A 22,938-nucleotide genomic window follows, 5' to 3' on the forward strand; every position below is an offset into this window, starting at 1 on the left:
TTTTGCTATTCAGGCTATGCCTGAATCAATGATGTGAGAACCAGTTCAGTTTGTCTCGCAGGCTGACGACGCGACCCACGATAATCAACGCCGGGCTGGCCATTTGCTGTGCCAGAAGATCCAGCTGATCCAGCGTCCCGGAGACCACCTTCTGGCTGACCGCCGTGCCATTTTCCACAATGGCGACCGGCATCTCTGCCGCCATACCGTGGACAATGAGCTTTTCACGGATGGCCGGTGCCTGACTCAGCCCCATATAAAACACCAGGGTTTGTTTCTCTGCTGCCAGATTTTCCCAGTCCATCTCGCCGTCAGTTTTCAGGTGCCCGGTGACAAGCCGCACGCCCTGGGCGTAATCGCGATGGGTCAGCGGGATGCCGGAATAGGCGGAACAGCCGGAAGCGGCGGTGATCCCCGGTACCACGGAGAAGGGGATCCCGGCGTTGCACAGGGTTTCCAGCTCTTCACCCCCGCGGCCGAAAATAAAGGGATCGCCACCTTTCAGACGCACAACGCGGCGCCCGTTCTGGGCTTCGCGCAGCAGGATCTGGTTAATCTCTTCCTGCGGTACGCAGTGGTAACCCGCGCGTTTGCCGACGAACACCCGGTCGGCGTCGCGGCGTACCAGATTCATAATGTCGTCGGAGACCAGGCGGTCATACACCACGACGTCGGCCTGCTGAATTTGCTGGAGCCCTTTCAGCGTCAGCAGCCCGGCATCGCCCGGCCCGGCGCCCACCAGCACCACTTCACCACGATGATCTAGTGGCTCCGTGAGCAACTGCTCGGTGGTATCCGCCACGGCCTGACGGTCCTGGTTGGCCAGCGATTGCGCCAGGCGATCGTTGATAAACAGCTTTTCCCAGAAACGGCGACGTTCGCCGACCGTCGCAAACTGTTTTTTCACCCGCGAACGTAGCTGGCCCGCATAGTGCGCGAGCTGGCCTAAATGGAGTGGTAACAGGGATTCCAGCTTTTCCCGCAGCAGTCGCGCCAGCACCGGCGAGGTACCGCCAGAGGAGACGGCGACCATCAGCGGCGAACGGTCGATGATCGACGGCATAATAAAGCTGGCCTGCTGCGGTGCATCCACCACGTTACAGAATATCCGACGGGCTTCTGCGGCGTCGCTGACCTGTTGATTGACATCTTCATCGTCGGTGGCGGCAATCGCCAGCCAGCAGGCGTCAAGCAGCGCGGGGTCAAAGGGCGCTTTCACCAGCGTCAGCATCTGCGAATCCGCCCACGCCTGGAACTGCGGCGAGAATGCCAGCGCGTTGACCGTTAACCTGGCGCCGGCATCCAGCAACAGGCGCGCCTTGCGTTCGGCAACATCACCGCCGCCGACCAGTAAACAATCGCGACCGCGCAGCTGACAGAAAATAGGTAAGTGGTCCACGGAACATCCTCGCAGAAAAGCAGTGGGAGAGGGTAAGCGGTCGTAGCATAACAGCAGAGGGTTGACGGAATACACGACTTTTCTGGTGTCTACCGCTTAGTGGTCATAAGAAAAAAATAGGGTTCCCTCCGGGTCGGAGGGAACCGCAGGGCGTTATGCTTTCAACTGCACGTTGCCGTCTTTTACTCGCGCCTCAAAGTGGGCGATGGAATGGCTTTCATCTTCCATGCACAGACCGTCGCGCAGGCGGAAGCGCTGCTTCTTCAGCGGACTGGCAACCCACAGCTCGCCTTCGTGTTCGGCAATGATGCCGCGTGACAGTACGCTGGCGTTGAAGAACGGGTCGATATTGCTGATCGCAAATACCCGATCGTCATGGTAGGGCCGGAACAGGGCGACCTGTTGTTGGCCCAGCAGCGCGCAGACGCCGGTCGCGGGCAGGATATCGTCAATCTTGCAGATGTTTATCCACTGGCTCATGCGTTTTCCTCCACCAGCGTCACCGGGATACGCTCATACGGCGTGGCCGGGCGATGCTGCTCGCGTTCCGCAACGACCTGCACATTCGGGTCACGCTGGTTGCTGTTGATAAAGTGTTTGAAGCGGGTTTGCGCCGCCGGGGTGTTGACCGTTTCGGTCCACTCGCAGGCGAAGGCGGCACGCAGACGCGCCAGCTCTTCTTCCAGGTGTTCGTTCAGGCCCAGCTTGTCGTCGATGATCACGCTGCGCAGGTAGTCGATCCCCCCTTCCATGTTGTCTAGCCATGGTGCAGTACGGGTCAGCTTATCGGCGGTGCGGATGTAGAACATCATGAAACGATCGAGATAGCTGAGCAGCGTTTCACGATCGAGGTCGGCGGCCAGCAGATCGGCATGGCGCGGTTTCATCCCGCCGTTGCCGCAGACATACAGGTTCCAGCCTTTTTCGGTGGCGATAATCCCCACGTCTTTACCCTGGGCTTCCGCACATTCACGGGTACAACCGGAGACACCAAACTTCATTTTGTGTGGCGTGCGGATGCCCTTGTAGCGGTTTTCCAGCTCGACGCCGAAGCCCACGCTGTCGCCGACGCCGTAGCGACACCAGGTGCTGCCGACGCAGGTTTTCGCCATACGCAGCGCTTTGGCATACGCGTGGCCGGTTTCAAAGCCCGCCTCAATCAGCTGGCGCCAGATTTCCGGCAGGTCGTCTTTTTGCGCGCCGAACAGGCCGATGCGCTGTGAACCGGTAATTTTGGTGTAAAGGTTATATTCGCGTGCAATGCGCCCGACGGCGACCAGGCCTTCCGGGGTGATTTCACCGCCGGCGGAGCGCGGGATCACTGAATAAGTACCGTCCTTCTGGATGTTGGCGAGGAAGTTATCGTTGGTATCCTGCAGCGGCGTATGCTGCGGCTTGAGGATGTACTCGTTCCAGCAGGAGGCCAGCAGGGAACCGACCGTCGGCTTACACACTTCACAGCCGTACCCTTTACCGTGTTTCGCCAGCAGCTCTTCAAAGGTTTTAATGCCTTCGACGCGGATCAGGTGGAACAGCTCCTGACGGGAGTAGGCGAAGTGTTCGCACAGGTTATGATTAACTTCGATACCCTGTTTCGCCAGCTCGGCGTTCAGCACCTGCGTGACCAGTGGGATACAGCCGCCGCAGCCGGTACCGGCTTTGGTCTCAGCTTTCAGCGCCGCCACGGTATGGCAGCCTTTGTTGATGGCGGAAACCAGCATGCCTTTGGTGACATCGAAGCAGGAACAGATTTGCGCGCTGTCCGGCAGTTTATCGACGCCAATCGACGGTTTGCCGCTGCCCGCATGGGCCGGCAGGATCAACGAGTCCGGGTTTTCCGGCAGCTCAATACGGTTCAGTACCAGCTGCAGCAGGTTGCCATAGTCGCTGGTATCGCCAACCAGCACCGCACCAAGCAGGGTTTTATTGTCTTCGCTGACGATCAGACGTTTATAGACTTCTTTGCTTTCATCGAGATAGACATAGCTACGGGCGCCCGGCGTGCGGCCATGCGCGTCACCGATGCCGCCAACGTCGACGCCAAGCAGTTTCAGTTTGGCGCTGAGATCGGCGCCGGTAAAGGCGTTGCTGTTGCCGAGCAGATGATCGACGGTCACCTGCGCCATCTTATAGCCCGGGGCTACCAGGCCATAGACGCGGTTGTCCCAGCTGGCGCATTCGCCGATCGCATAGATATCCGGGTCTGAGGTCTGGCAGGTATCATTCACGACGATGCCGCCACGTTGGGCGACCGCCAGACCGCACTGGGTCGCCAGCTTGTCGCGTGGACGAATACCGGTGGAGAAGACGATAAAGTCGACCTGTAGTTCGCTACCATCGGCAAACTGCATGGTCTTGCGCGCTTCGCTGCCCTGCTGGAGGATCTCTTTGGTGTTTTTGCTGGTATGGACCTTCACGCCCATGCTTTCGATTTTACGCTTGAGCTGTTCGCCGCCCATGTTATCCAGCTGCTCGGCCATCAGCATCGGAGCAAACTCGATCACGTGCGTCTCGACGCCGAGGTTCTTCAGGGCGCCAGCGGCTTCGAGGCCCAGCAGGCCGCCGCCGATGACCGCACCGCGTTTGCTGCGGCGGGCGCAGGATTCGATCGCGTTGAGGTCTTCAATGGTACGGTAGACGAAGCAGTCCTGAGTTTCCGCGCCTTTGATCGGTGGGATCCACGGATAAGACCCTGTCGCCATGACCAGCTTGTCATAAAAGACGGTGCGTCCGGCGCTGGAGTGAATGACTTTCTCCTGACGGTTAATCGTGATCGCACGTTCGCCGATCAACACCTTCACGCCATGTTTTTCGTAAAATCCTTCACGAACCAGCGAGAGTTCTTCCGCAGTGTGGTGGGAGAAGTAAGACGACAGGTGGACACGGTCGTAAGCGATACGGGGTTCTTCACAGAACACGGTAATGTCGAATTGTCCGGCAGGCGCCTTATCAAGAAGCTCTTCGATAAAGCGATGGCCGACCATGCCGTTACCGATAATAGCGATTCTGACTTTGCTCATTTTTGCCTCGATTTCTTTTCTATTACCGCCTACCTTAACGATTCAGCCAGTGCACTTATTGATACAAATCAAGATCGCCCCTGCCTACCACTTAATGGGTATGATCATGATTTTAATGGATATTTATAAGTTATGGAAAACTCAGGCTTTTCCTTCCTGTTGCTTTTGTGTACAAACTGGAGGTGAGAAAATGTGCATGGCCTGGGTGAATAATCAGCATTATTAACGGGAGTCATCACGATGACAGCAGTTCCGCTTTGGTTAATTCAGAACGTACGTCTGCCGGACCGCGACGGGTTATGGCAGATTGCGATAGATAAAGGCTGTTTTGGCGATATCACCCCGATGGGTGACGCGCGCAGTGAAAGTTACGAAGTGCTCAACGCCCGTGGAGGGCTGGCTATTCCGCCGTTTATTGAACCGCATATCCACCTGGATACCACCCAAACCGCCGGCGAGCCAAACTGGAACCAGTCCGGGACGCTGTTTGAGGGTATTGAGCGCTGGGCCGAGCGTAAGGCGCTGCTGAGCCACGAGGATGTGAAAGCCCGGGCGTGGAAAACCCTGAAGTGGCAAATTGCCAACGGGATCCAGTTTGTTCGTACCCACGTTGACGTTTCTGACCCGACGCTGACCGCTCTGAAAGCGATGCTGGAAGTGAAGCAGGAGGTAGCGCCGTGGGTAGATTTGCAGATCGTCGCCTTCCCCCAGGAGGGGATTTTATCCTACCCCAATGGAGAGGCCCTGCTGGAAGAGGCGCTGCGCCTCGGAGCCGATGTGGTGGGCGCCATTCCGCACTTTGAGTTTACCCGCGAGTATGGCGTCGAATCGCTGCATATCGCGTTCCGTCTGGCGCAACAGTATCAGCGGCCGCTGGATATTCACTGCGATGAAATCGATGATGAGCAGTCGCGGTTTGTCGAAACCGTTGCCGCTCTGGCGCTGAAAGAGGGGATTGGTCCGCGGGTCACCGCCAGCCATACCACCGCGATGCACTCCTACAACGGCGCCTATACCTCACGGCTGTTTCGCCTGCTGAAGCTCTCGGGTATCAACTTCGTGGCTAACCCGCTGGTGAACATTCACCTCCAGGGACGGTTTGATGATTATCCGAAGCGCCGGGGTATTACCCGGGTGAAGGAGTTGATGGCGGCGGGCATTAACGTCTGCTTTGGGCACGATGATGTGTTCGACCCGTGGTATCCGCTCGGCACCGCCAACATGCTGCAGGTGCTGCATATGGGGTTACATGTCTGTCAGCTGATGGGCTATCAGCAGATTAACGACGGGCTGAAGCTTATCACCGACAACAGCGCCCGCACCTTCGGCCTGCAGGATTACGGCATTGTCCCGGGGAACCCGGCTAACCTGATTATTCTGCCGGCGGAGAATGGTTTTGAAGCGGTGCGTTGTCAGGTACCGGTCCGCTGGTCGATTCGTCAGGGGCGGGTGATTGCCACGACGCAGCTGGCACAGACCTGGATCCAGACTGACAGAGGGGGAGAAGAGTTGTTCTTTACCAGAAACAGCCCCTTCGCGGATGCCAAGGGGCCGACGGCTTAAAGGCTTAGTGAGACGCCGCTGCCATGTTGTGCTGGCGGTGGCGGGAGACGAACCCGAGGATCAGGCACATCACAAAGACCACGGCGTAGAGGCCGTTAGCAGTGTGCAGCGCAGCCAGTGGGCCGCTGGCTGCCACAATCGGGCCGGTCACGACGAAGGTCAGCATGGTGCCGATGGTGCCGCAGGTCAGAACGAAGTTCACCAGCTTCGGCGATGCCACTTTGGTCTGCAGTGAACCCAGGGTGATGAGTGAGGTGTAAATCGCGCTGGAGAAGAAGCCCAGGGTCAGGATAAACCACGGCATGTGCTCCGGCGAACCGTTGATGAACAGATACATCAGCACCGTTGCCAGGCCCGCCAGAACGGTGAGGATCCGCTGAAGGTCGAAGAAGCGCAGGATAAAGCTGAATGACCACATACCAATCATGTAAGACATCCAGAAATCACTCACCAGTTGACCACCGTCGGCCAGGCTCATGCCCAGGGTCTTCGCGTATTCAGGCACCCAGGAGATAAAGCCCAGCTGGCCGAGGATATAGCACAGCGCCGCGATAGCGAGGAACAGCACGCCGATGCCCCACTTTTCTTTGACCACTGGCTGGTTGTCCTGCTGCGCTTTTTTACCGAGAACCGGGAATTCACAGCCGAACGTCAGAACAAAGATCGCTACGTAGACCAGACCAATGCAGGCGTATACCCAGTACCACTCGATGCTACGGGCCAGCAGGAAGGCCGCGACCATCGGGAAAATCATCCCCGCCATGCTGAAGAAGGAGTCGGTAAACAGCAGGCGCGCGCCGCGCTGACGGCCTTCATACATGTGGGTGATCAGGAAAGTACCGATCGACATGGTAATCCCGCTGACCAGGCCCAGGACGAACATCGAGGCGGAAAACAGCGCCAGGCTGTGGCTGTATATTAGCCCGGCCACGGCCAGTACCATCAGGATAAAGCCAAAACGGAGCTGAGTTTTCAGCGGGACAATTTCCATCAGCCAGGCGTTCAGGAAGATAGAGATCAGGATACCGGCGTTGAGAAAAGTAAAAGTGTTACTCATACTGGAAACCGGCAGGTGGAAATAATCGGCGATATTTCCCATCACCATTCCGGTGACGATCACCAACGCACCGGTAAGGGCGTAGGAGAAGAAGCTGATCCATGTGAGCTTGATACGGTTGCTGTTAGTCATGACTGGCCTGTGAATAGAAATGTAAAACGCATTGACTGCGCGATGGCGAACAGATTTTATTCATTCGCGTGATGTAAGCAAACGTTTATTATGTAATGCACTCTTTTTTGCATTGATTAGTGTGATGTTGATCGGTTTTGAATGTTCTGCTGGTTAATGCGTGTGTCGTAACAACTATTTCAGCTACGTAAAATTAGGTAAAACGCTGGCCCAGGATGCAAAGGCTCTTTAGAATCAAAGCACTCGCTTTTTATTCTGCTCCGTTAAGGAATTCCCATGTTCAAATCAACTCTGGCGGCGGTGGTTGCCGTTGTCGCCATTTCAGCTTTCTCTCCGGCTATGGCTGCGAAGGGCGATCCTCATGTATTGCTGACGACCTCCGCGGGAAATATTGAGCTGGAGTTAAATAGCCAGAAAGCACCGATTTCCGTGGATAACTTCCTGAAATACGTGAACAGCGGTTTCTACAACAACACCACCTTCCACCGCGTAATCCCGGGCTTCATGGTGCAGGGCGGTGGCTTTAACGAACAGATGCAGCAAAAGCAGCCGAATCCGCCGATTAAAAACGAAGCCGATAACGGCCTGCGCAACACCCGCGGCACCATCGCGATGGCGCGTACTGCCGACCAGGACAGCGCGACCAGCCAGTTCTTCATTAATATCGCTGACAATGCTTTTCTCGACCACGGACAGCGTGATTTTGGCTACGCGGTCTTCGGTAAAGTGGTGAAAGGCATGGACGTGGCCGATAAGATTTCTCAGGTGCAGACCCACAACGTCGGGCCGTACCAGAATGTTCCGTCTAAACCGGTCGTCATCCTCTCCGCGAAAGTCCTGCCATAAGTTTTTCTTCCCGCGCGGGTAATTATCGCCCGCGCCTTATCGCCCGTACTGTATCAGCGGAAAGGGCGATTCCGACCCTTCTGCACGGATGTTTCGCAAAGTGATAAGCGCAGCACCATAATCTGAGTAGAATAGCCCGGTTTTGTTTTTTCCGGAGCCACCATGATCCTGCTTATCGATAACTATGATTCTTTCACCTGGAACCTGTACCAGTATTTTTGCGAGCTGGGGGCAGAGGTGCTGGTCAGGCGCAACGATGAGTTGACGCTTGAGGAGATTGCGGCGCTGGCGCCAGAGAAAATTGTTATCTCTCCCGGACCCTGCACGCCGAATGAGTCCGGCATCTCGCTGGCGGTTATCGCACATTACGCCGGCCGGGTTCCGCTGCTGGGGGTTTGCCTGGGTCATCAGGCGATTGCGCAGGCCTTTGGGGCCACTATCGTACGCGCTGCCACCGTCATGCACGGCAAAACCTCCCCCATCCGCCATAACGGCACCGGGGTTTTCCTGGGGCTGAATGATCCGCTGGTGGTCACCCGCTATCACTCTTTACTGATTGATCCTGCAACGCTTCCCGACTGCTTTGACGTAACGGCGCGTAGCGAGAGTGGTGAAATTATGGGGATTCGCCATCGCGAGTGGGATCTCGAAGGGGTACAGTTCCACCCGGAGAGTATTCTCAGCGAGCAGGGGCATCAGTTGCTGGCAAATTTCCTCAATCGATGATTTATACCTTTCATCCTTCAAGTTGCCTGGATGTATGAGCCTCATTGATGGTGAGGCTCACCCTTCTGACCAGCGCTTAGTCGCTGCACCTCACAACCCGAATTATTTTGGCTATACAGTTGCCATTGATTGATTTTTTATGCATATTTTGTGATTAGATTATCACAATAATGATTGCGTAACGAAGAAGGATGGCATGACATGGCAACTGAGCAACCGGTAATTACCCGCGCCACATTCGATGAAGTTATTCTGCCGATTTATGCACCTGCGGAATTCATCCCGGTAAAGGGTAAAGGTAGCCGCGTATGGGATCAGCAGGGTAAAGAGTACATTGATTTTGCCGGTGGGATTGCGGTGACGGCGTTAGGTCATTGTCATCCGGCGCTGGTGGCGGCGCTGCAGCAGCAGGGTGAAACCCTGTGGCACACCAGCAATGTCTTTACCAACGAACCGGCGCTGCGTCTTGGTCGCAAGCTGGTGGACGCCACCTTTGCCGAGCGCGTGGTATTTATGAACTCCGGTACGGAAGCCAACGAAACGGCCTTCAAGCTGGCGCGTCACTACACCATTACCCGCCACAGTCCGTATAAGACCAAAATCATCGCCTTCCATAACGCCTTCCACGGCCGCTCGCTGTTTACCGTGTCCGTGGGCGGGCAGCCAAAGTATTCTGATGGTTTCGGCCCGAAACCCGCCGACATTATCCACGTGCCGTTTAACGACCTGCACGCGGTTAAAGCGGTGATGGACGATCACACCTGCGCAATCGTGGTTGAGCCGATTCAGGGCGAAGGTGGCGTGATGGCGGCGACGCCAGAGTTCCTGAAAGGGCTGCGCGAACTGTGCGATGAGCATCAGGCGCTGCTGGTGTTTGATGAAGTGCAGTGCGGGATGGGGCGTACCGGTTCGCTGTTTGCGTACATGCATTATGGTGTGACGCCGGACATCCTCACCAGTGCCAAAGCGCTAGGCGGCGGTTTCCCGATCAGCGCCGTGCTGACCACTAACGAAATCGCCAGCGCCTTCCACGCCGGCTCCCACGGTTCAACCTACGGCGGTAACCCGCTGGCCTGCGCGGTTGCCGGGGCGGCATTTGACCTGATCAATACGCCTGATGTGCTGGAAGGGGTGAACGCGAAGCGGGCGCTGTTTGTGCAACATCTGCAGGAGATTGACGCTCGCTTTGACCTGTTTAGCGATATCCGCGGCATGGGGCTGCTGATTGGTGCGGAGCTCAAACCACAGCATCAAGGCCGGGCGCGCGATTTCCTGTATGCCGCGGCGGATGCAGGCGTCATGGTGCTCAATGCCGGGCCGGACGTCATGCGCTTTGTGCCGTCGCTGGTGATCGATGAGCAGGATATTGCCGAAGGAATGGCGCGCTTTGCCCAGGCGGTACAGAAGGTGCTTAGCGCTTAGTCGCGCTCAGCCAGATGCCATGATGTGGGCGCTGACGCCATGCCACCGACGAGATGGTGTGCATGGTGTTCAGATGGTCGAGGATCCGCTGCAGGTGCTGCTCCATGGTACTTAGCGGGCCGCGACTCACTTCGACGTCCTGAGACTCCATAATATTCACGTCGTCAGCGCTGCCGGGACCGTCAGTGTCCAGCCGCTGCTGACAGCGCTGAAGCGCAATCTCGCAGGATTCCAGATAGCGCCGGGCCAGCTCCGGCGTCAGCATGTTGTGCTCGCGGGCCAGGGTGGTCATCGCGTTGATGTGCTCAACAATAAACTGGCTGTGGGTAACCCACAGCTTCATATCTTCCAGATAATGCGAGTTAAACCCTGGCTCCTGCATGGCCTGGTTCAATGAGTTAAACAGCGAGTTATGTGCCTGATTGACGCGCATGCGGCGATAGGCCAGCGCCGGAGCCTGGTGATCGTCGCTGAGGATCAGCCGGAGGGCCTCCTGATCGGCCTCCAGCGCGTCGTGGGCGTTTTTACGTAGCAGCCCGCTCTGCCACTGTGGCCACAGCCAGACCATTCCGCCAAAGGCGATCAGGCAGCCGATAAGCGTATCGATAAGCCTGGCGACAATGTACTGCTCGCCGTTAAGTGTCAGCAGCTGCAGGGTATATACCGCCGTCACGGTAAAGCCGACCATCGCCCAGCCGTAGTGCTTGCGAATAATCAGGTAGCTCAGCAGCGTAATGATCAGCAGCGCGGTCAGAGTATAGCCATCGGGAACGTGAAAGTGCAGCGTCAGCCCGGCAATGGCGAGGCCTGCGAGGGTGCCGGCCGCCCGATGGACGATGCGCACTCGCGTCGCGCCGTAGCCGTTTTGGGTGACGAAAAGCACCGTCATTAAGATCCAGTAAGGCTTGGGAAGGTGCAGGGCGCTGCCCATCAGGCTGGCGGCAGTGAGCATCACGCAGATACGCGCTGCATTGCGCAGCGCCGGCGATTTCCATGAGAGATAGTGCTTTAGCGCAGGCAACAGCGGCAGGCGGCGTTCTTTATCTGCCATCAGGTTGCGGGCATACAGCGGGCGCTGGGTACGCAGCACGCGGGCGATGCGGCTAAAGTGCCAGGCACAGAATTGCCCGACCGGGTTGTCGGGGTGCTGCCAGGCAATTTTCTCCAGCGCGCCAATCTGCTTATCCATATGAAAGCGTTGCGGATAGCGATGGTACAGAATGTCGTCGGCCAGCACCCGCAAACGGGCGGCAACGGTTTGCGCGTTCCAGCGGATCACCGCCTCCGCGTGGCTACGCTCCACCAGCTTCTGGACTTCCTCAGGCTGATGCAGGCTGACGGAGATATGTTCCTGTAGATCCAGCGCCACCTGAAACGCCCGCAGCAGGCGCTTGTGATCGTTGCGCTGGTTCGCCGCCAGCATATGCATCTGCTGATAGCACTGGGTGATCAGGTCCACCACCTTTTGCTGGCGAGTGAGCAGCGGCGGGAGCGATGTCGCCGGGTCGATATGCTGAGTCAGCAGGCTGTATTTCGCTTCGCAGTAGTTAGCCAGCTCCCTGTAGAGCAGGCTCAGGGATTCACGTAGCGGCTGTTCACGCCAGAGCCAGAACCAGAACCAGCTAAACAATCCGTACCACAAGGTGCCGAGCGCGTAGATCAACAGCGGCTCCCAGATGGGCATGTTCCCGGCAAGGCTCAGGGTAAAGATGGCCGCAATCAGCGAGGCCGGGAGGAGTCTGGCATGGAGCGAGCTAATCTCTGCCGTCACGCCAAGCAGCAGCGCCAGGCCGCTAAGGATCAGGGGCAGCGGGATCTCCTGTTGCAGCAGTAGCTGGACCACCAGGCTACAGCCAGCAAACAGCGAGCCACCCACGATCAGGCGTTTGAAAAAGCGTTTGTGCGGGGTGTCCAGACCGGCGACGTTACAGCAGGCAGGCACTAAGGAGAACAGCAGACCCTGTTGCAGATGACCGAGGAGAAGACCGACCGCGACAGGCAAACACAACACCAGCGTTTGCCGCAGTGCATAGTTGACTTCCGGGTGGTAAATCAGCCTGCGCCACATCAGGGGGAGACAAAAACGGCGTATTGCGGGGGCAACACGCCGTTTTAACGACTTAACGCGTACCGTAAACGACGATAGTTTTACCGTGTGCGGAGATCAGATTCTGATCTTCCAGCATCTTCAGAATACGGCCGACGGTTTCACGAGAACAACCGACGATCTGACCAATTTCCTGGCGGGTAATTTTAATTTGCATACCATCAGGGTGGGTCATGGCATCCGGCTGTTTAGCCAGATTCAGCAGCGTCTGAGCGATACGACCGGTGACGTCGAGGAAGGCAAGGTTACCCACTTTTTCGGAGGTGACCTGCAGACGACGAGCCATCTGCGACGACAAGCGCATCAGAATATCCGGGTTAACCTGGATCAACTGACGGAATTTTTTGTAAGAGATTTCGGCCACTTCACATGCGGTTTTTGCACGTACCCAGGCGCTACGCTCCTGGCCTTCTTCAAACAAGCCTAATTCACCGATGAAATCGCCCTGGTTGAGGTAAGAGAGGATCATCTCTTTACCTTCTTCATCCTTGATGAGCACAGCCACAGAGCCTTTGACGATGTAGTACAACGTTTCTGCTTTTTCACCCTGGTGGATCAGCGTGCTTTTCGATGGGTACTTATGAATATGGCAATGAGACAAGAACCATTCGAGGGTAGGGTCTGTTTGCGGTTTGCCAAGCACCATGCGCGGTTATCCTCTGTTATAAGCTATCTCCGGGTGCCGACACTACACGGCATCCGGGCATGCAATCGTATTGTTTCCCTATGCCTGGGAAATGGCTGGTGATTTTTCTTCAGCCTGTAATGTGAACTCCTCTGCATACATGCAATACATTAATGTAATACTGTAGCATCCCGACTGTTTTAGCATAGCTTTTGCCGCATGTCTCCTGGTGTCTTGCTTCAGCATGATGTAGGTCGCCTTCCGTTGCGAGAATTGTTATGTGCGCGTAATCTGTCAGGAAAATTGCAACCTCGGAGTTAAATTTTATGCAAGCTCGTGTGAAATGGGTTGAAGGGTTAACCTTCATCGGAGAGTCCGCATCAGGTCACCAGATTCTGATGGACGGCAACTCCGGAGATAAAGCGCCAAGCCCGATGGAAATGGTGTTGATGGCGGCGGGCGGATGCAGCGCGATTGATGTTGTGTCTATTTTGCAGAAAGGGCGTCACGACGTGACCAACTGTGAGGTGAAGCTGACTTCTGAACGCCGGGAAGAGGCGCCGCGCCTGTTTACCCATATCAACATGCATTTCATTGTGACTGGCAAAGAGCTGAAGGATGCGGCGGTATCGCGTGCGGTGGATCTGTCGGCAGAGAAATATTGCTCGGTGGCGCTGATGCTGCAAAAAGCAGTCAACATCACCCACACCTATGAAGTCATTGAAGGCTAACTGACGGCCGGATAGTGCCAGGTAGCAGAGAACAACCCCAGTCGTTATACGTCCGGGGTTTTTTATGGCTAGTCGATCTTTCTGCCTTCCATCAGGCGCTCTACCAGCGGCGTCATGATCAGCTCCATCGCCAGACCCATTTTGCCCCCCGGAACCACCAGCGTATTGATATGCGAGATAAACGATCCCTGCAGCATCGCGAGCAGCCACGGGAAATCGATATCCTGCAGATTACGGAAGTGGATCACCACAAAACTTTCATCCAGTGAAGGGATGCCTTTCGCCGCAAACGGGTTCGAGGTATCGACGGTGGGGACTCGCTGGAAGTTGATATGGGTACGGGAAAACTGCGGGGTGATGAAGTTGATGTAGTCCTCCATCGAACGCACCACGGAATCCATTACCGCTTCACGGGAATGGCCGCGCTCGCTGGTATCCCGGATAAGTTTCTGGATCCATTCCAGATTGACAATCGGCACCACCCCGACCAGCAGGTCGACATTTTGCGCGACGTTGTACTGCGGGGTGACCACGCCGCCGTGCAGCCCTTCATAAAACAGGACGTCGGTCGGTTCCGGGAGCGGTTGCCACGGCGTGAAGGTACCTGGAACCTGATTCCACGGGACCGCTTCGTCATAGGTATGCAGGTATTTTCGCGACTGGCCGCTGCCGTTGCGCCCGTATTCAAGGAAGGTATTTTCCAGCAGGCCGAAGTCGTTGGCTTCCGGACCGAAGTAACTGATGTGCTTGCCCTGATCGCGCGCTTTGCGGATCGCCATGTCCATTTCCGGGCGGGTGTAGCGATGGAAGCTGTCGCCTTCGACTTCCGCAGAACGTAGATTCAGCTGTGCGAAAATTTTACGAAAGGCGAGGCTGGTGGTCGTGGTTCCCGCGCCGCTGGAACCCGTGACGGCAATCACCGGATGTTTGGCAGACATAACAACTCCCAGATTAAACGATGGTGTGGTGCCGCCTTAGCCGTGGAACTGCTTGCGGGGCATAATGTTGACCGTTTCGTGTAGTTCAGACCACACCAGCACGGCTTCTCCGCTTTTTAACTGTTGTTTGACGTCGGCGACTTTATCCACCAGCGAGCGTTCATGTTCACCATAATCGGTGCCTTCACGCAATACAAAGCTTTCGATCAGGTTATCCAGCGTTTCGGGATCCAGATCGTGCCAGGGAATAATCATATTTATGCTCCCAACCAACGGGTTAACCAGTCCGGAATGCGTCGTTCCAGCCACATTTCCGGCTTACGCAGCGTGCCGCCAACGAACCCGACGTGCCCGCCTTGCTCGGTCAGCTGATATTCCACATTTGCCGGCAGCTGTTCCTGCGGCGGGATAGAGTGGTGATCCATGAAAGGATCGTCCTTCGCGTGAATGATCAGCGTCGGCGTGGTGATATCACTTAATCGCGGCATCGCGCTGCACTGGCGATAGTAGTCTAGCGCACCGGCGAAGCCGTGGATTTTCGCGGTGATCATATCGTCAAACTCGCGGATGCGGCGCATCCCTTTGAGCTGGCGTAAATCGACCGGTAGCGAACCCGGGTAGGCCTTCAGCTTACGGGCCGCATTGGCCTTTAACAGGTTAAGCAGATAGCGCTGATAGACCCGGGAAAAGCCTTTATCCATATGATAGCTGCAGGCTTCCAGCATGAAGGGGGCTGAGACGATCACCGCGGCGTCCAGCGGGGCGTTATCGCCTTCTTTTGCCAGCAGGCAGCCCAGCATGTTCCCCCCCAGTGAATAGCCAACGGCGGCGGTCGGGACCGTACCAAATTCACGTTGCAGCCAGTGCAGAAACCAGCTGCCGTCTTCGGTTTCGCCAGAATGATAGATCCGGTTATTACGATTGGGTTCACCGCTACAGCCGCGAAAATGCATCACCACGCCAAGCCAGCCGCGCTGCATGGCAGCATGAATCAGACCGTGGGCGTAGGGGCTGTGCAGGCTGCCTTCCAGGCCATGAAAAACGACCAGCCGCGGTTTGTGCCGTGCCAGGGAGGGGTCTTCGCTCCATGCCAGATCGACAAAATCACCGTCCGGAAGCTCGAGGCGTTGCCAGAAGGGTGTGAAGCCCAGTTTGCGACGGATCAGACGCGGAAGCATGGTTTGCAGATGACGATTACCCACGCCGCGCATCGGATGAAACTCGCGCGAATCGTCTTCAGGGGGCGTCATTTCTGTGGGGGTGATTTCAACCATAGCACCAGAGCAATTAATAAACTAATACAACACTATACCGCGCACGAGGTGCGCCGGTTATCCAATATGTGGTCTTACGGCCAGCTCTATAGGTTACACGAAATTGCGGCCGGGTGATGACTGGAGTACGCGCTGCCGGAAATTATCGCACCCGGCAGGCGTCTGTCTGGCGGCTCAGGAGTGGTAATGCCAGGCGCTGAGGAAAGTGGTGACGGCGGACTTAGCTAGCGGCTCCAGCAGGGCGGGATCAAGGGCCTGCTGCGAGATCAGCGCCGCCGGTAACGGGTAACCCATCACCGACCCAAGGAACAATCTGGCCTGAATCTCGGGTTCCGTCATGGTCAGGGTGCCGCGCGCATTTTGCGTGCTGAGTATCTCAACCAGCACGGTCAACACCCGGCCCGCCGGCCGTTGTTCGAGTGCCGCGTACAGCTCGGGCTTTTGCACCAGCACCTGGATCAGCAGGCGCTGAAAACGGATATTTTCCTCGCTGTAAAAATGCGCCTGCACGACACGGGCAAAACCGAGCAGCAGCGCTGGCAGGTCGTGCTGCTTATCCTGCAGCAGCTGACGCAGCGGCGGCTGCATTTTCCCGTTTAAATAGGAAAAGCTCTCCAGCAGCAGCGCATCTTTACCACCCGGGAAGTGGTTATAGAGCGTGGGGCGGGAGCTTCCTGCTTCAGCAGCGATGGCGTCGAGGGAGACGTCCAGCCCGTGCTTTAAAAAAAGTTCGCATGCGGTATGTAAAATGCGGGGGCGTGCGGTCATCGGACGCCCACGTTGGTTAGCCATCAATTGCTATCCTTTGTGTTTTCCTTTTAGGGAGTGGATCCCCTGCTGGATCAGGATGAAAAAAAGCGGGACCAGGAGCAGCGTCAGGAGTGTCCCGGAAAGCATTCCGCCGATCACCGCGGTTCCGATTTCCGTGCGGCTCGACGCACCAGCTCCGCTAGAGAGTACCAGAGGGATGGCGCCAGCAACAAATGCCAGCGACGTCATTATGATCGGCCGTAAACGCAGGCGCGCGCCTTCAAGGGTGGCTTCCACCAGCTTTTGGCCTGCCGCCAGCCTCGTCTGGGCGAACTCAACGATCAAGATGGCATTTTTAGCCGACAGCCCCATGGTGGTCAGCATCCCGACCTGAAAGTAAATATCGTTATCAAAACCGGCCAGCGTCGATGCGCTTACGGCCCCCAATATGCCCGGTGGAATGATCAACATGACGGCCAACGGAATTGACCAGCTCTCATAGAGCGCGGCAAGACAGAGGAAAATAAAGATCGCGGAGGCAAGGTAAACCCACAGCGTCTGCCCCGATGAGGCCTGTTCCTGGTACGACAAACCGCTCCATTGCAGACCGAAGCCATCCAGGCCCTGTACTAATGAGGTCATCTCATTCATTGCGCTACCGGAGCTGATACCGCTGGCGGCGCTTCCCTGGAACTGGACCGCCGACAGGCCGTTAAATCGCTGCAGCATCTGCGGCCCGGTGGTCCATTGCATCGACGCGAAGCTGTTGAAAGAGGCCATGTTGTCTTCACTGCCGCGTACAAACCAGGCGGCGAGACTTTCGGGGCTGGAGCGCCACGGGGCATCGCCTTGCATGTAAACACGTTTGATACGTCCGCGGTCGACAAAATCGTTAACGTAAGCGCCCCCCCAGGCGGCGGCGATGGTCTCGTTGATGTCAGCCTGCGCCAGCCCCTGAGATTCGGCCTTTAGACGATCCACCTCAATGTGCAGCTGGGATTTTTCATCAAGGCTGTTGAGCCTCACTGCATCGAGATTGCTGTTGGCTGTCGCCATCGACAGCAGGTTTTTTTGTGCCGCCAGTAGCGCGTCATACCCTTGCGCCGACTGGTCCTGCAGCCACAGCTCAAAGCCGCTGGATTGCCCAAGCCCGCGAACGGCCGGCGGGGCGGAAACGCTAATCGTCGCGTTGGTCGATGCCCTGAAGTACTGATTGGCGCGAGCAATAATCGACTGGGCGCTGTTTTCCGTACCCTGGCGTTCGTCCCAGCGTTTTAACTCGACAAACGCCATACCGACGTTTTGCCCGCTGCCGGCGTTATTACGCCCGGTGACCATAAAAATGACGTTCAGGTTGTCTTTCTCTTTGGTCATAAAATAGTTTGAAATGTCTTTTCCCGCCTGCTCGGTCATCGACATCGGCGAGCCGGACGGCAGCGTAAACTGAATGGCGACTGACCCCTGATCCTCCTCCGGCAGGAAACCGGTGGGCAGGCGTTGATACTGCCAGAGCATCAACAGGATCAGCAGGAGAGTGAGCAGGCAGTTGCGTAAGGGCCGGCGGGCGATGCGCTGCAGAATAACCAGATAGCGGTTTTGGCTTTTTTCGACGCCGTGGTTAAACCAGCGGAAAAAGCGGCCTTGCTTTGCGTGACCGGGCTTGAGCAAATGCGCGCACAAGGTCGGGGTCAGCGTCAGCGCTACCAGCGCGGACAGGCTCATGGCGGTCACGATCGTGGCGGTAAACTGCCGGTAGATGATGCCAACGGAGCCGCCAAAAAAGGCCATGGGAACAAAGACGGCCGACAGCACCATCGCGATGCCGATTAGCGCTCCGGTAACCTCATTCATCGAGCGTAGCGTCGCCTCTACCGGGCCGAGTCCCTCTTCAGCCATTACCCGCTCGACGTTTTCGACCACCACGATAGCATCATCGACCAGCAGGCCTATCGCCAGAACCATTGCGAACAGCGTCAGGGTATTGATGTTGTAGCCGAGCACGCTAAGGATGCCAAAGGTGCCAAGCAGGACGACCGGGACGGTGACCGTCGGGATCAGCGTCGCACGCCAGTTTTGCAGGAACAAGTACATGACGATCACCACCAGAATGATGGCTTCGATAAGGGTTTGCACCACGCCTTCAATCGAGACGGTGACGAACGGTGTACTGTCGCGCGGGTAGGCCGCCACCATGCCGGCAGGGAACTGAGGGCTTAATCTTTCGACTTCAGCACGTACATTTTCGGCGGTACTGAGCGCGTTTGCCCCTGAGGCCAGTTGGATGGAGATCCCGGCGGCCGGGTAGCCATTCAGGGTGGTCAGGTTCTGATAGTTTTCGGCGCCGACCTCGACGCGAGCAACGTCGCGCAGATAGATCGTGGACCCATCGTGGTTGGTCCGAATCGTGATGTTTTCAAACTGTTCCGGTGTTTCCAGCCGCGACTGCATTGTGACGGTCGCGTTGAGGTATTGCCCCTCCAGCGTCGGCAGCGTGCCGATTTCTCCACTGGTCACCTGTGTGTTTTGCGCCTCAATGGCGGCGCGTACGTCAGAAGGCATCAGCCCGAAACTGTTGAGCTTGTGCGGGTTCAGCCAGATGCGCATGGCGTACTGGGCACCGAACACCGTGGTTTCTCCGACGCCATCGACGCGGCTGAGCGGATCCTGCAAAGTGCTGACCAGGAAGTCGTTGATATCAATATTGGTGAGCTGGCCGGTTGTATCGTACAGGGCGACCACCATCAGGCTGTCTCCCTGCGATTTGGTTACCGTGATCCCTTGCTGCTGCACTTCCTGTGGTAAACGGGTTAATGCCTGGTTGACGGCGTTCTGGACCTGGACCTGCGCCATATCCGGATCGATATTCTGGGCAAAGCTAAGGCTGATGCGTGCCTGTCCTGCAGAGCTGCTGCTGGACGAGAAGTAGAGCAAACCATCGATGCCCTTAATTTGCTGTTCCAGCACCTGAGTGACGCTTTCTTCGATCGTTTCAGCGGAGGCACCAGGGTAGTTTGCCGTCACGGTGACGCCAGGCGGCGCAATATCGGGATATTGTTCAACGGGTAGCGTAAACAGGGCGAGCGCACCGGCCGCCATGATGCAAATTGCCATGACGGCGGCAAAAACGGGTCGGGAAACAAAAAAATGTGCCAGCATATTCACAAACCTTTCGTCAGTCAGCGGGATAAAGTTTCCGGAGAAGCGAGGGGTAGGCTTCAGGACAGTAGAGGGCGCGTCGTGCGTAGTTGACGCAGAGTGGATTGATTTCAAGCAACATCAGGTTCCACTGATATGCTGTCCACAGGCGGTCATAGACCTGGATACTGAGTGAGTTTTGCTGCAACTTTTCCCGCAGTTGATGCAGCGTTGCCAGTGTACTTTGGCGGTTGAATAACCGCTGTTGCAGGCCGCTGCGTGTCCAGACGGCGGGCGCCGGACAGATGGCGGAAATTTTGATCGCTACCGGCGCGATGAGAAGGTGTGCGGACGCAGAGTTTCCGGCGCTTAATACCGATAACAACATGAAAAACACCAGATAATTCCACCTTTTGTACAGCGTCATGTTACGGCATCCACATCAATTTATTTACTTTACAGTAAAGTAAATAAATTGGTTAAACAAGACACATTCGCAAGTGTTATGACGAGGGGGAACAGAGCAAGGTGTAGGGGAGGTCAGAGAATAACGCAGGAAAAGCAGCCACCTTGCACCACAGATGGCTGAGTGACGGACTTAAAACATGCCGTTGCCGCTGGCCGTTTTTTCCGGAACAGTCTGAATAACATCCCAGTGTTCCACGATTTTATGCTGTGCGTCGAGGCGGAAAATATCCACGATAGCGCGGGTCACTCCGGGTTCGCGTCCGGTGGTGGCGACGTGCAGGACAACGTAGTCGCCATCGACGATCGTCCGTTTAATCTCGCTGCGGGAGTCCGGGTATTTGTCTTTCAGGAAGGCGATAAACTGGCGAAATCCTTCAGGCCCATCCTTTGCACCGGGGTTGTGCTGGATATACTGCTGGCCGAGATAGGGCCTGGCGGCATCAAAGTCTTTATCGTTCAACGCTTTATTATAAAAAGCGATGACGTTTTCTTTGTTTTTTAATTCGCTCTCGGTGTAGGCGGCAAAGGCTGTATGGGTCAGGGCGCACAGCAGTGAGAGGGAAAGGAGCGTTTTTTTAACCATGGCAGTTCCTCTTGCAGGTGAGTTATGCGGTTTTTAACAGAGGCGAGGCACGATGCGTTCCCATAAAACCACATCGCTGGATTTTCGCCTCTGTTATTAGCATACCCGGCTTTAGCCTTCCTGTAGCATTTGCTCCAACTGCTCTTGCGCCTCCAGCCAGGCCATTTCACACTCTTCCAGACCCGACTTCGCACTGGCCTGCTGTTGCAGGCAGGCGGTTAACTCCGCTTTGCGAGAGAGGTCATACAGCTCGCTGTCACCCAGCAACTCTTCCGCCTGGGCAAGCTGCGTGTTGAACTTATCCATCTCTTTTTCGAGGCGGGTAATCTCTTTGCGCAGCGGTTGAGTCAGCGTACGCAGTTCGGCTTCCCGCCGTTTTTGATCTTTGCGGGCCTGGGCGCTGTTACCGGCCTCTTTCGGCGCTTCAGTGCTCTGGCTTTCCAGCTTTTGCGAGTCGCTGAGCCACTGCTGATAATCCTCCAGGTCACCATCAAATGGCTCAACTTTGCCATCGTGCACCAGATAGAGATCGTCAGTGGTTGAGCGGATCAGATGGCGATCGTGCGATACCACCACCAGTGCGCCTTCGAAGTCAATCAGCGCTTCGGTTAAGGCCTGGCGCATATCGAGGTCAAGGTGGTTGGTGGGTTCATCGAGCAGCAGCAGGTTCGGGCGCTGCCAGACGATGAGTGCCAGCACCAGTCGCGCTTTTTCACCGCCGGAGAAACGCTGGGTCTCTTCGTTGACCTTGTCGCTCTGGAAACCAAACCCGCCGAGATAATCGCGCAGCTTCTGCTCCAGCTCCTGTGGCGCCAGACGAGCCAGGTGCTGCAATGGTGATTCATCAGCGCGCAGGAACTCCAATTGATGCTGGGCAAAGTAGCCAAGCTTAATACCTTTGGCGAGGCCAATCTCACCGTGCAGCGGCTGGAGTTCACCGGCCAGCAGCTTAATCAGCGTCGATTTACCGGCGCCGTTACGGCCTAACAGGCCGATACGGGAACCCGGCACCAGGTTGAGTTTAATGGAGTCCAGAATAATCCGTTCGCCGTATCCGGCGCTGACCTTCTCCATTTTCAACAGGGGATTGGGCAGGCTTTCCGGGGCGCGGAAGCTGAAGTGGAACGGGTTATCGACGTGGGCCGGGGCGATCAGCTCCATACGCTCCAGCATCTTGATACGGCTCTGCGCCTGCTTGGCTTTAGTGGCTTTGGCACGAAAACGGTCGATATAGCTCTGCAGATGCGCGACGCGCAACTGTTGGCTTTCGTACATCGACTGCTGCTGCGACAGGCGGGTCGCGCGCTGGATTTCAAACGAGCTGTAGTTGCCGGTGTATTCGAACATGGTTTGCTGTTCGATATGAATGATTTTATCGACGATCGGATCGAGGAAGTCGCGGTCGTGAGAGATCAGAATCAGCGTGCCCGGATAGCCTTTGAGCCATTTTTCCAGCCAGATGACCGCGTCGAGGTCAAGGTGGTTGGTCGGTTCATCGAGCAGCAGTAAATCGGAACGGCAAATCAGCGCCTGCGCCAGGTTCAGACGCATACGCCAGCCGCCGGAAAAGTCGCTGACCGGGCTTTCGAGTTGTTCGTTGCTGAATCCCAGCCCGTGTAGCAGGCTGGCGGCGCGGGAGCGAATGGTCCAGGCATCGATTGCATCCAGCTTGCCGTGCACCGTGGCGATAGCGTGGCCGTCGTTCTGCTCGTTGGCGTGATGTAAATCCGCTTCAAGCTGGCGATATTCGCGATCGCCGTCGATAACATAATCAATAGCGGGCTGCGGAAGTGCCGGGGTTTCCTGATTAACCCACGCCAGCTGCCAGCTGCCCGGGAAGGTCATACTGCCGCCGTCGGCGCTAATCTCGTTTTTCAAAAGCGATAGCAGCGTGGATTTCCCGCAGCCGTTTTTACCCACCAGACCGACTTTCTGGCCAGGGTTGATGGTGGCGGTGGCGTTGTCCAGCAGGACTCGTACGCCGCGACGAATTTGTAACGAGGAGAAAACAATCATAAGGCGCCGTATGTTCTGACTATGTTAGTTTGTCATTATGATAATGTAATGTGGTAGCAAATAGCTCCACCGGGCCGCAATGGTAGCCCAAAACGAAGACGATAGACAAAGTCATTCTGGTTGCGTCAGGACGCAGCCATGTTAGA

The 22,938-nt window shown here is 56.4% G+C and carries 19 protein-coding genes; 5 read left to right on the forward strand and 14 right to left on the reverse strand.

Going from position 1 to position 22,938, the window contains the following annotated elements:
* Positions 1–25: 25 nt before the first annotated feature.
* The 3 genes from cysG to nirB form a co-directional block, all read right to left on the reverse strand.
* Positions 26–1,399: a siroheme synthase gene (cysG, locus tag ACMYSN_RS16810; protein WP_462495556.1), complete on the reverse strand. Its 1,374-nt coding sequence runs from the start codon at positions 1,397–1,399 to the stop codon at positions 26–28.
* 153 nt (positions 1,400–1,552) lie between these two features.
* Complete coding sequence (gene nirD / locus ACMYSN_RS16815) at positions 1,553–1,879, reverse strand: nitrite reductase small subunit NirD (protein WP_434582734.1); 327 nt, start codon at positions 1,877–1,879, stop codon at positions 1,553–1,555.
* Entirely contained in the window at positions 1,876–4,419 is a 2,544-nt protein-coding gene (gene nirB / locus ACMYSN_RS16820) for a nitrite reductase large subunit (RefSeq protein ID WP_462495557.1), read from the reverse strand. Before nirB ends, nirD begins: the two co-directional genes overlap by 4 nt.
* 240 nt (positions 4,420–4,659) lie before the next feature.
* Between nirB and ACMYSN_RS16825 the strand changes: the two genes are divergently transcribed.
* Entirely contained in the window at positions 4,660–5,982 is a 1,323-nt protein-coding gene (locus tag ACMYSN_RS16825) for a cytosine deaminase (protein WP_462495558.1), read from the forward strand.
* Between the two features lie 4 nt (positions 5,983–5,986).
* Here the strand turns inward: ACMYSN_RS16825 and tsgA are convergent, their stop codons facing one another.
* Positions 5,987–7,171 (reverse strand): MFS transporter, encoded by a 1,185-nt coding sequence (gene tsgA, locus ACMYSN_RS16830; protein ID WP_462495559.1) that lies wholly within the window; start codon positions 7,169–7,171, stop codon positions 5,987–5,989.
* Positions 7,172–7,447: 276 nt separating this feature from the next.
* Here tsgA and ppiA point away from each other — a divergent pair, with 276 nt between their 5' ends.
* From ppiA to argD, 3 genes are all read left to right on the forward strand, one after another.
* Positions 7,448–8,017 (forward strand): peptidylprolyl isomerase A, encoded by a 570-nt coding sequence (gene ppiA, locus ACMYSN_RS16835; RefSeq protein ID WP_123757349.1) that lies wholly within the window; start codon positions 7,448–7,450, stop codon positions 8,015–8,017.
* Positions 8,018–8,179: 162 nt separating this feature from the next.
* The gene (gene pabA / locus ACMYSN_RS16840) at positions 8,180–8,743 is read left to right on the forward strand and encodes an aminodeoxychorismate synthase component II (protein WP_462495560.1); all 564 of its coding nucleotides are present in this window, start codon (positions 8,180–8,182) and stop codon (positions 8,741–8,743) included.
* A 201-nt stretch (positions 8,744–8,944) separates the two neighbouring features.
* Positions 8,945–10,165: a bifunctional acetylornithine/succinyldiaminopimelate transaminase gene (gene argD / locus ACMYSN_RS16845; RefSeq protein ID WP_123757351.1), complete on the forward strand. Its 1,221-nt coding sequence runs from the start codon at positions 8,945–8,947 to the stop codon at positions 10,163–10,165.
* On the opposite strand, the gene ACMYSN_RS16850 is transcribed toward argD, so the two are convergent.
* Both ACMYSN_RS16850 and crp read right to left on the reverse strand, forming a co-directional pair.
* A complete protein-coding gene (locus ACMYSN_RS16850) occupies positions 10,155–12,233 on the reverse strand; it encodes a YccS/YhfK family putative transporter (protein WP_123757352.1) in 2,079 nt (692 codons plus the stop codon). The two genes, argD and ACMYSN_RS16850, sit on opposite strands and share 11 nt — an antisense overlap.
* A gap of 52 nt (positions 12,234–12,285) precedes the next feature.
* Positions 12,286–12,918, reverse strand: coding sequence for a cAMP-activated global transcriptional regulator CRP (gene crp / locus ACMYSN_RS16855; RefSeq protein WP_000242758.1), 633 nt, complete (start codon positions 12,916–12,918; stop codon positions 12,286–12,288).
* 305 nt (positions 12,919–13,223) lie between these two features.
* On the opposite strand from crp, the gene ACMYSN_RS16860 reads away from it, so the two are divergent.
* Positions 13,224–13,628: an OsmC family protein gene (locus ACMYSN_RS16860; RefSeq protein WP_123757353.1), complete on the forward strand. Its 405-nt coding sequence runs from the start codon at positions 13,224–13,226 to the stop codon at positions 13,626–13,628.
* A gap of 68 nt (positions 13,629–13,696) precedes the next feature.
* Here ACMYSN_RS16860 and ACMYSN_RS16865 read toward each other — a convergent pair whose 3' ends face one another.
* The 8 genes from ACMYSN_RS16865 to ACMYSN_RS16900 all read right to left on the reverse strand — a co-directional run bounded on the left by ACMYSN_RS16865 (position 13,697) and on the right by ACMYSN_RS16900 (position 22,792).
* Positions 13,697–14,566 (reverse strand): phosphoribulokinase, encoded by an 870-nt coding sequence (locus tag ACMYSN_RS16865; RefSeq protein WP_123757354.1) that lies wholly within the window; start codon positions 14,564–14,566, stop codon positions 13,697–13,699.
* Between the two features lie 36 nt (positions 14,567–14,602).
* Positions 14,603–14,821 (reverse strand): YheU family protein, encoded by a 219-nt coding sequence (locus ACMYSN_RS16870; RefSeq protein WP_123757355.1) that lies wholly within the window; start codon positions 14,819–14,821, stop codon positions 14,603–14,605.
* 2 nt (positions 14,822–14,823) lie between these two features.
* On the reverse strand, positions 14,824–15,777 hold the full coding sequence (locus ACMYSN_RS16875) for a YheT family hydrolase (RefSeq protein ID WP_462498277.1): 954 nt from the start codon (positions 15,775–15,777) through the stop codon (positions 14,824–14,826).
* A gap of 237 nt (positions 15,778–16,014) precedes the next feature.
* Positions 16,015–16,632 carry a TetR/AcrR family transcriptional regulator gene (locus ACMYSN_RS16880; protein ID WP_462495561.1) on the reverse strand — a complete coding sequence of 206 codons (618 nt, stop codon included), beginning with the start codon at positions 16,630–16,632 and terminating at the stop codon, positions 16,015–16,017.
* A gap of 6 nt (positions 16,633–16,638) precedes the next feature.
* Positions 16,639–19,746 carry a multidrug efflux RND transporter permease subunit gene (locus ACMYSN_RS16885; protein ID WP_462495562.1) on the reverse strand — a complete coding sequence of 1,036 codons (3,108 nt, stop codon included), beginning with the start codon at positions 19,744–19,746 and terminating at the stop codon, positions 16,639–16,641.
* A gap of 16 nt (positions 19,747–19,762) precedes the next feature.
* Complete coding sequence (locus tag ACMYSN_RS16890; RefSeq protein WP_462495563.1) at positions 19,763–20,152, reverse strand: hypothetical protein; 390 nt, start codon at positions 20,150–20,152, stop codon at positions 19,763–19,765.
* Between the two features lie 171 nt (positions 20,153–20,323).
* A complete protein-coding gene (locus tag ACMYSN_RS16895) occupies positions 20,324–20,776 on the reverse strand; it encodes a nuclear transport factor 2 family protein (RefSeq protein ID WP_434670595.1) in 453 nt (150 codons plus the stop codon).
* 111 nt (positions 20,777–20,887) lie between these two features.
* Positions 20,888–22,792 (reverse strand): ABC transporter ATP-binding protein, encoded by a 1,905-nt coding sequence (locus ACMYSN_RS16900; RefSeq protein ID WP_462495564.1) that lies wholly within the window; start codon positions 22,790–22,792, stop codon positions 20,888–20,890.
* Positions 22,793–22,938: the final 146 nt, after the last annotated feature.

It is taken from the genome of Klebsiella sp. R445 (assembly GCF_051131755.1).
GTDB lineage: Bacteria > Pseudomonadota > Gammaproteobacteria > Enterobacterales > Enterobacteriaceae > Klebsiella > Klebsiella lignicola.

Excerpts from the sequence above, each read along its gene's own strand:
- crp (WP_000242758.1), bottom strand. The coding sequence starts at position 12,918 with ATGGTGCTTGGCAAACCGCAAACAGACCCTACCCTCGAATGGTTCTTG.
- ACMYSN_RS16900 (WP_462495564.1), bottom strand. The coding sequence starts at position 22,792 with ATGATTGTTTTCTCCTCGTTACAAATTCGTCGCGGCGTACGAGTCCTG.
- ACMYSN_RS16880 (WP_462495561.1), bottom strand. The coding sequence starts at position 16,632 with ATGGCTAACCAACGTGGGCGTCCGATGACCGCACGCCCCCGCATTTTA.
- ACMYSN_RS16895 (WP_434670595.1), bottom strand. The coding sequence starts at position 20,776 with ATGGTTAAAAAAACGCTCCTTTCCCTCTCACTGCTGTGCGCCCTGACC.
- ACMYSN_RS16890 (WP_462495563.1), bottom strand. The coding sequence starts at position 20,152 with ATGACGCTGTACAAAAGGTGGAATTATCTGGTGTTTTTCATGTTGTTA.
- ACMYSN_RS16825 (WP_462495558.1), top strand. The coding sequence starts at position 4,660 with ATGACAGCAGTTCCGCTTTGGTTAATTCAGAACGTACGTCTGCCGGAC.
- ACMYSN_RS16875 (WP_462498277.1), bottom strand. The coding sequence starts at position 15,777 with ATGCGCGGCGTGGGTAATCGTCATCTGCAAACCATGCTTCCGCGTCTG.
- tsgA (WP_462495559.1), bottom strand. The coding sequence starts at position 7,171 with ATGACTAACAGCAACCGTATCAAGCTCACATGGATCAGCTTCTTCTCC.
- nirD (WP_434582734.1), bottom strand. The coding sequence starts at position 1,879 with ATGAGCCAGTGGATAAACATCTGCAAGATTGACGATATCCTGCCCGCG.
- ACMYSN_RS16860 (WP_123757353.1), top strand. The coding sequence starts at position 13,224 with ATGCAAGCTCGTGTGAAATGGGTTGAAGGGTTAACCTTCATCGGAGAG.
- ACMYSN_RS16865 (WP_123757354.1), bottom strand. The coding sequence starts at position 14,566 with ATGTCTGCCAAACATCCGGTGATTGCCGTCACGGGTTCCAGCGGCGCG.
- nirB (WP_462495557.1), bottom strand. The coding sequence starts at position 4,419 with ATGAGCAAAGTCAGAATCGCTATTATCGGTAACGGCATGGTCGGCCAT.
- pabA (WP_462495560.1), top strand. The coding sequence starts at position 8,180 with ATGATCCTGCTTATCGATAACTATGATTCTTTCACCTGGAACCTGTAC.
- ACMYSN_RS16850 (WP_123757352.1), bottom strand. The coding sequence starts at position 12,233 with ATGTGGCGCAGGCTGATTTACCACCCGGAAGTCAACTATGCACTGCGG.
- ppiA (WP_123757349.1), top strand. The coding sequence starts at position 7,448 with ATGTTCAAATCAACTCTGGCGGCGGTGGTTGCCGTTGTCGCCATTTCA.
- argD (WP_123757351.1), top strand. The coding sequence starts at position 8,945 with ATGGCAACTGAGCAACCGGTAATTACCCGCGCCACATTCGATGAAGTT.
- ACMYSN_RS16885 (WP_462495562.1), bottom strand. The coding sequence starts at position 19,746 with ATGCTGGCACATTTTTTTGTTTCCCGACCCGTTTTTGCCGCCGTCATG.
- ACMYSN_RS16870 (WP_123757355.1), bottom strand. The coding sequence starts at position 14,821 with ATGATTATTCCCTGGCACGATCTGGATCCCGAAACGCTGGATAACCTG.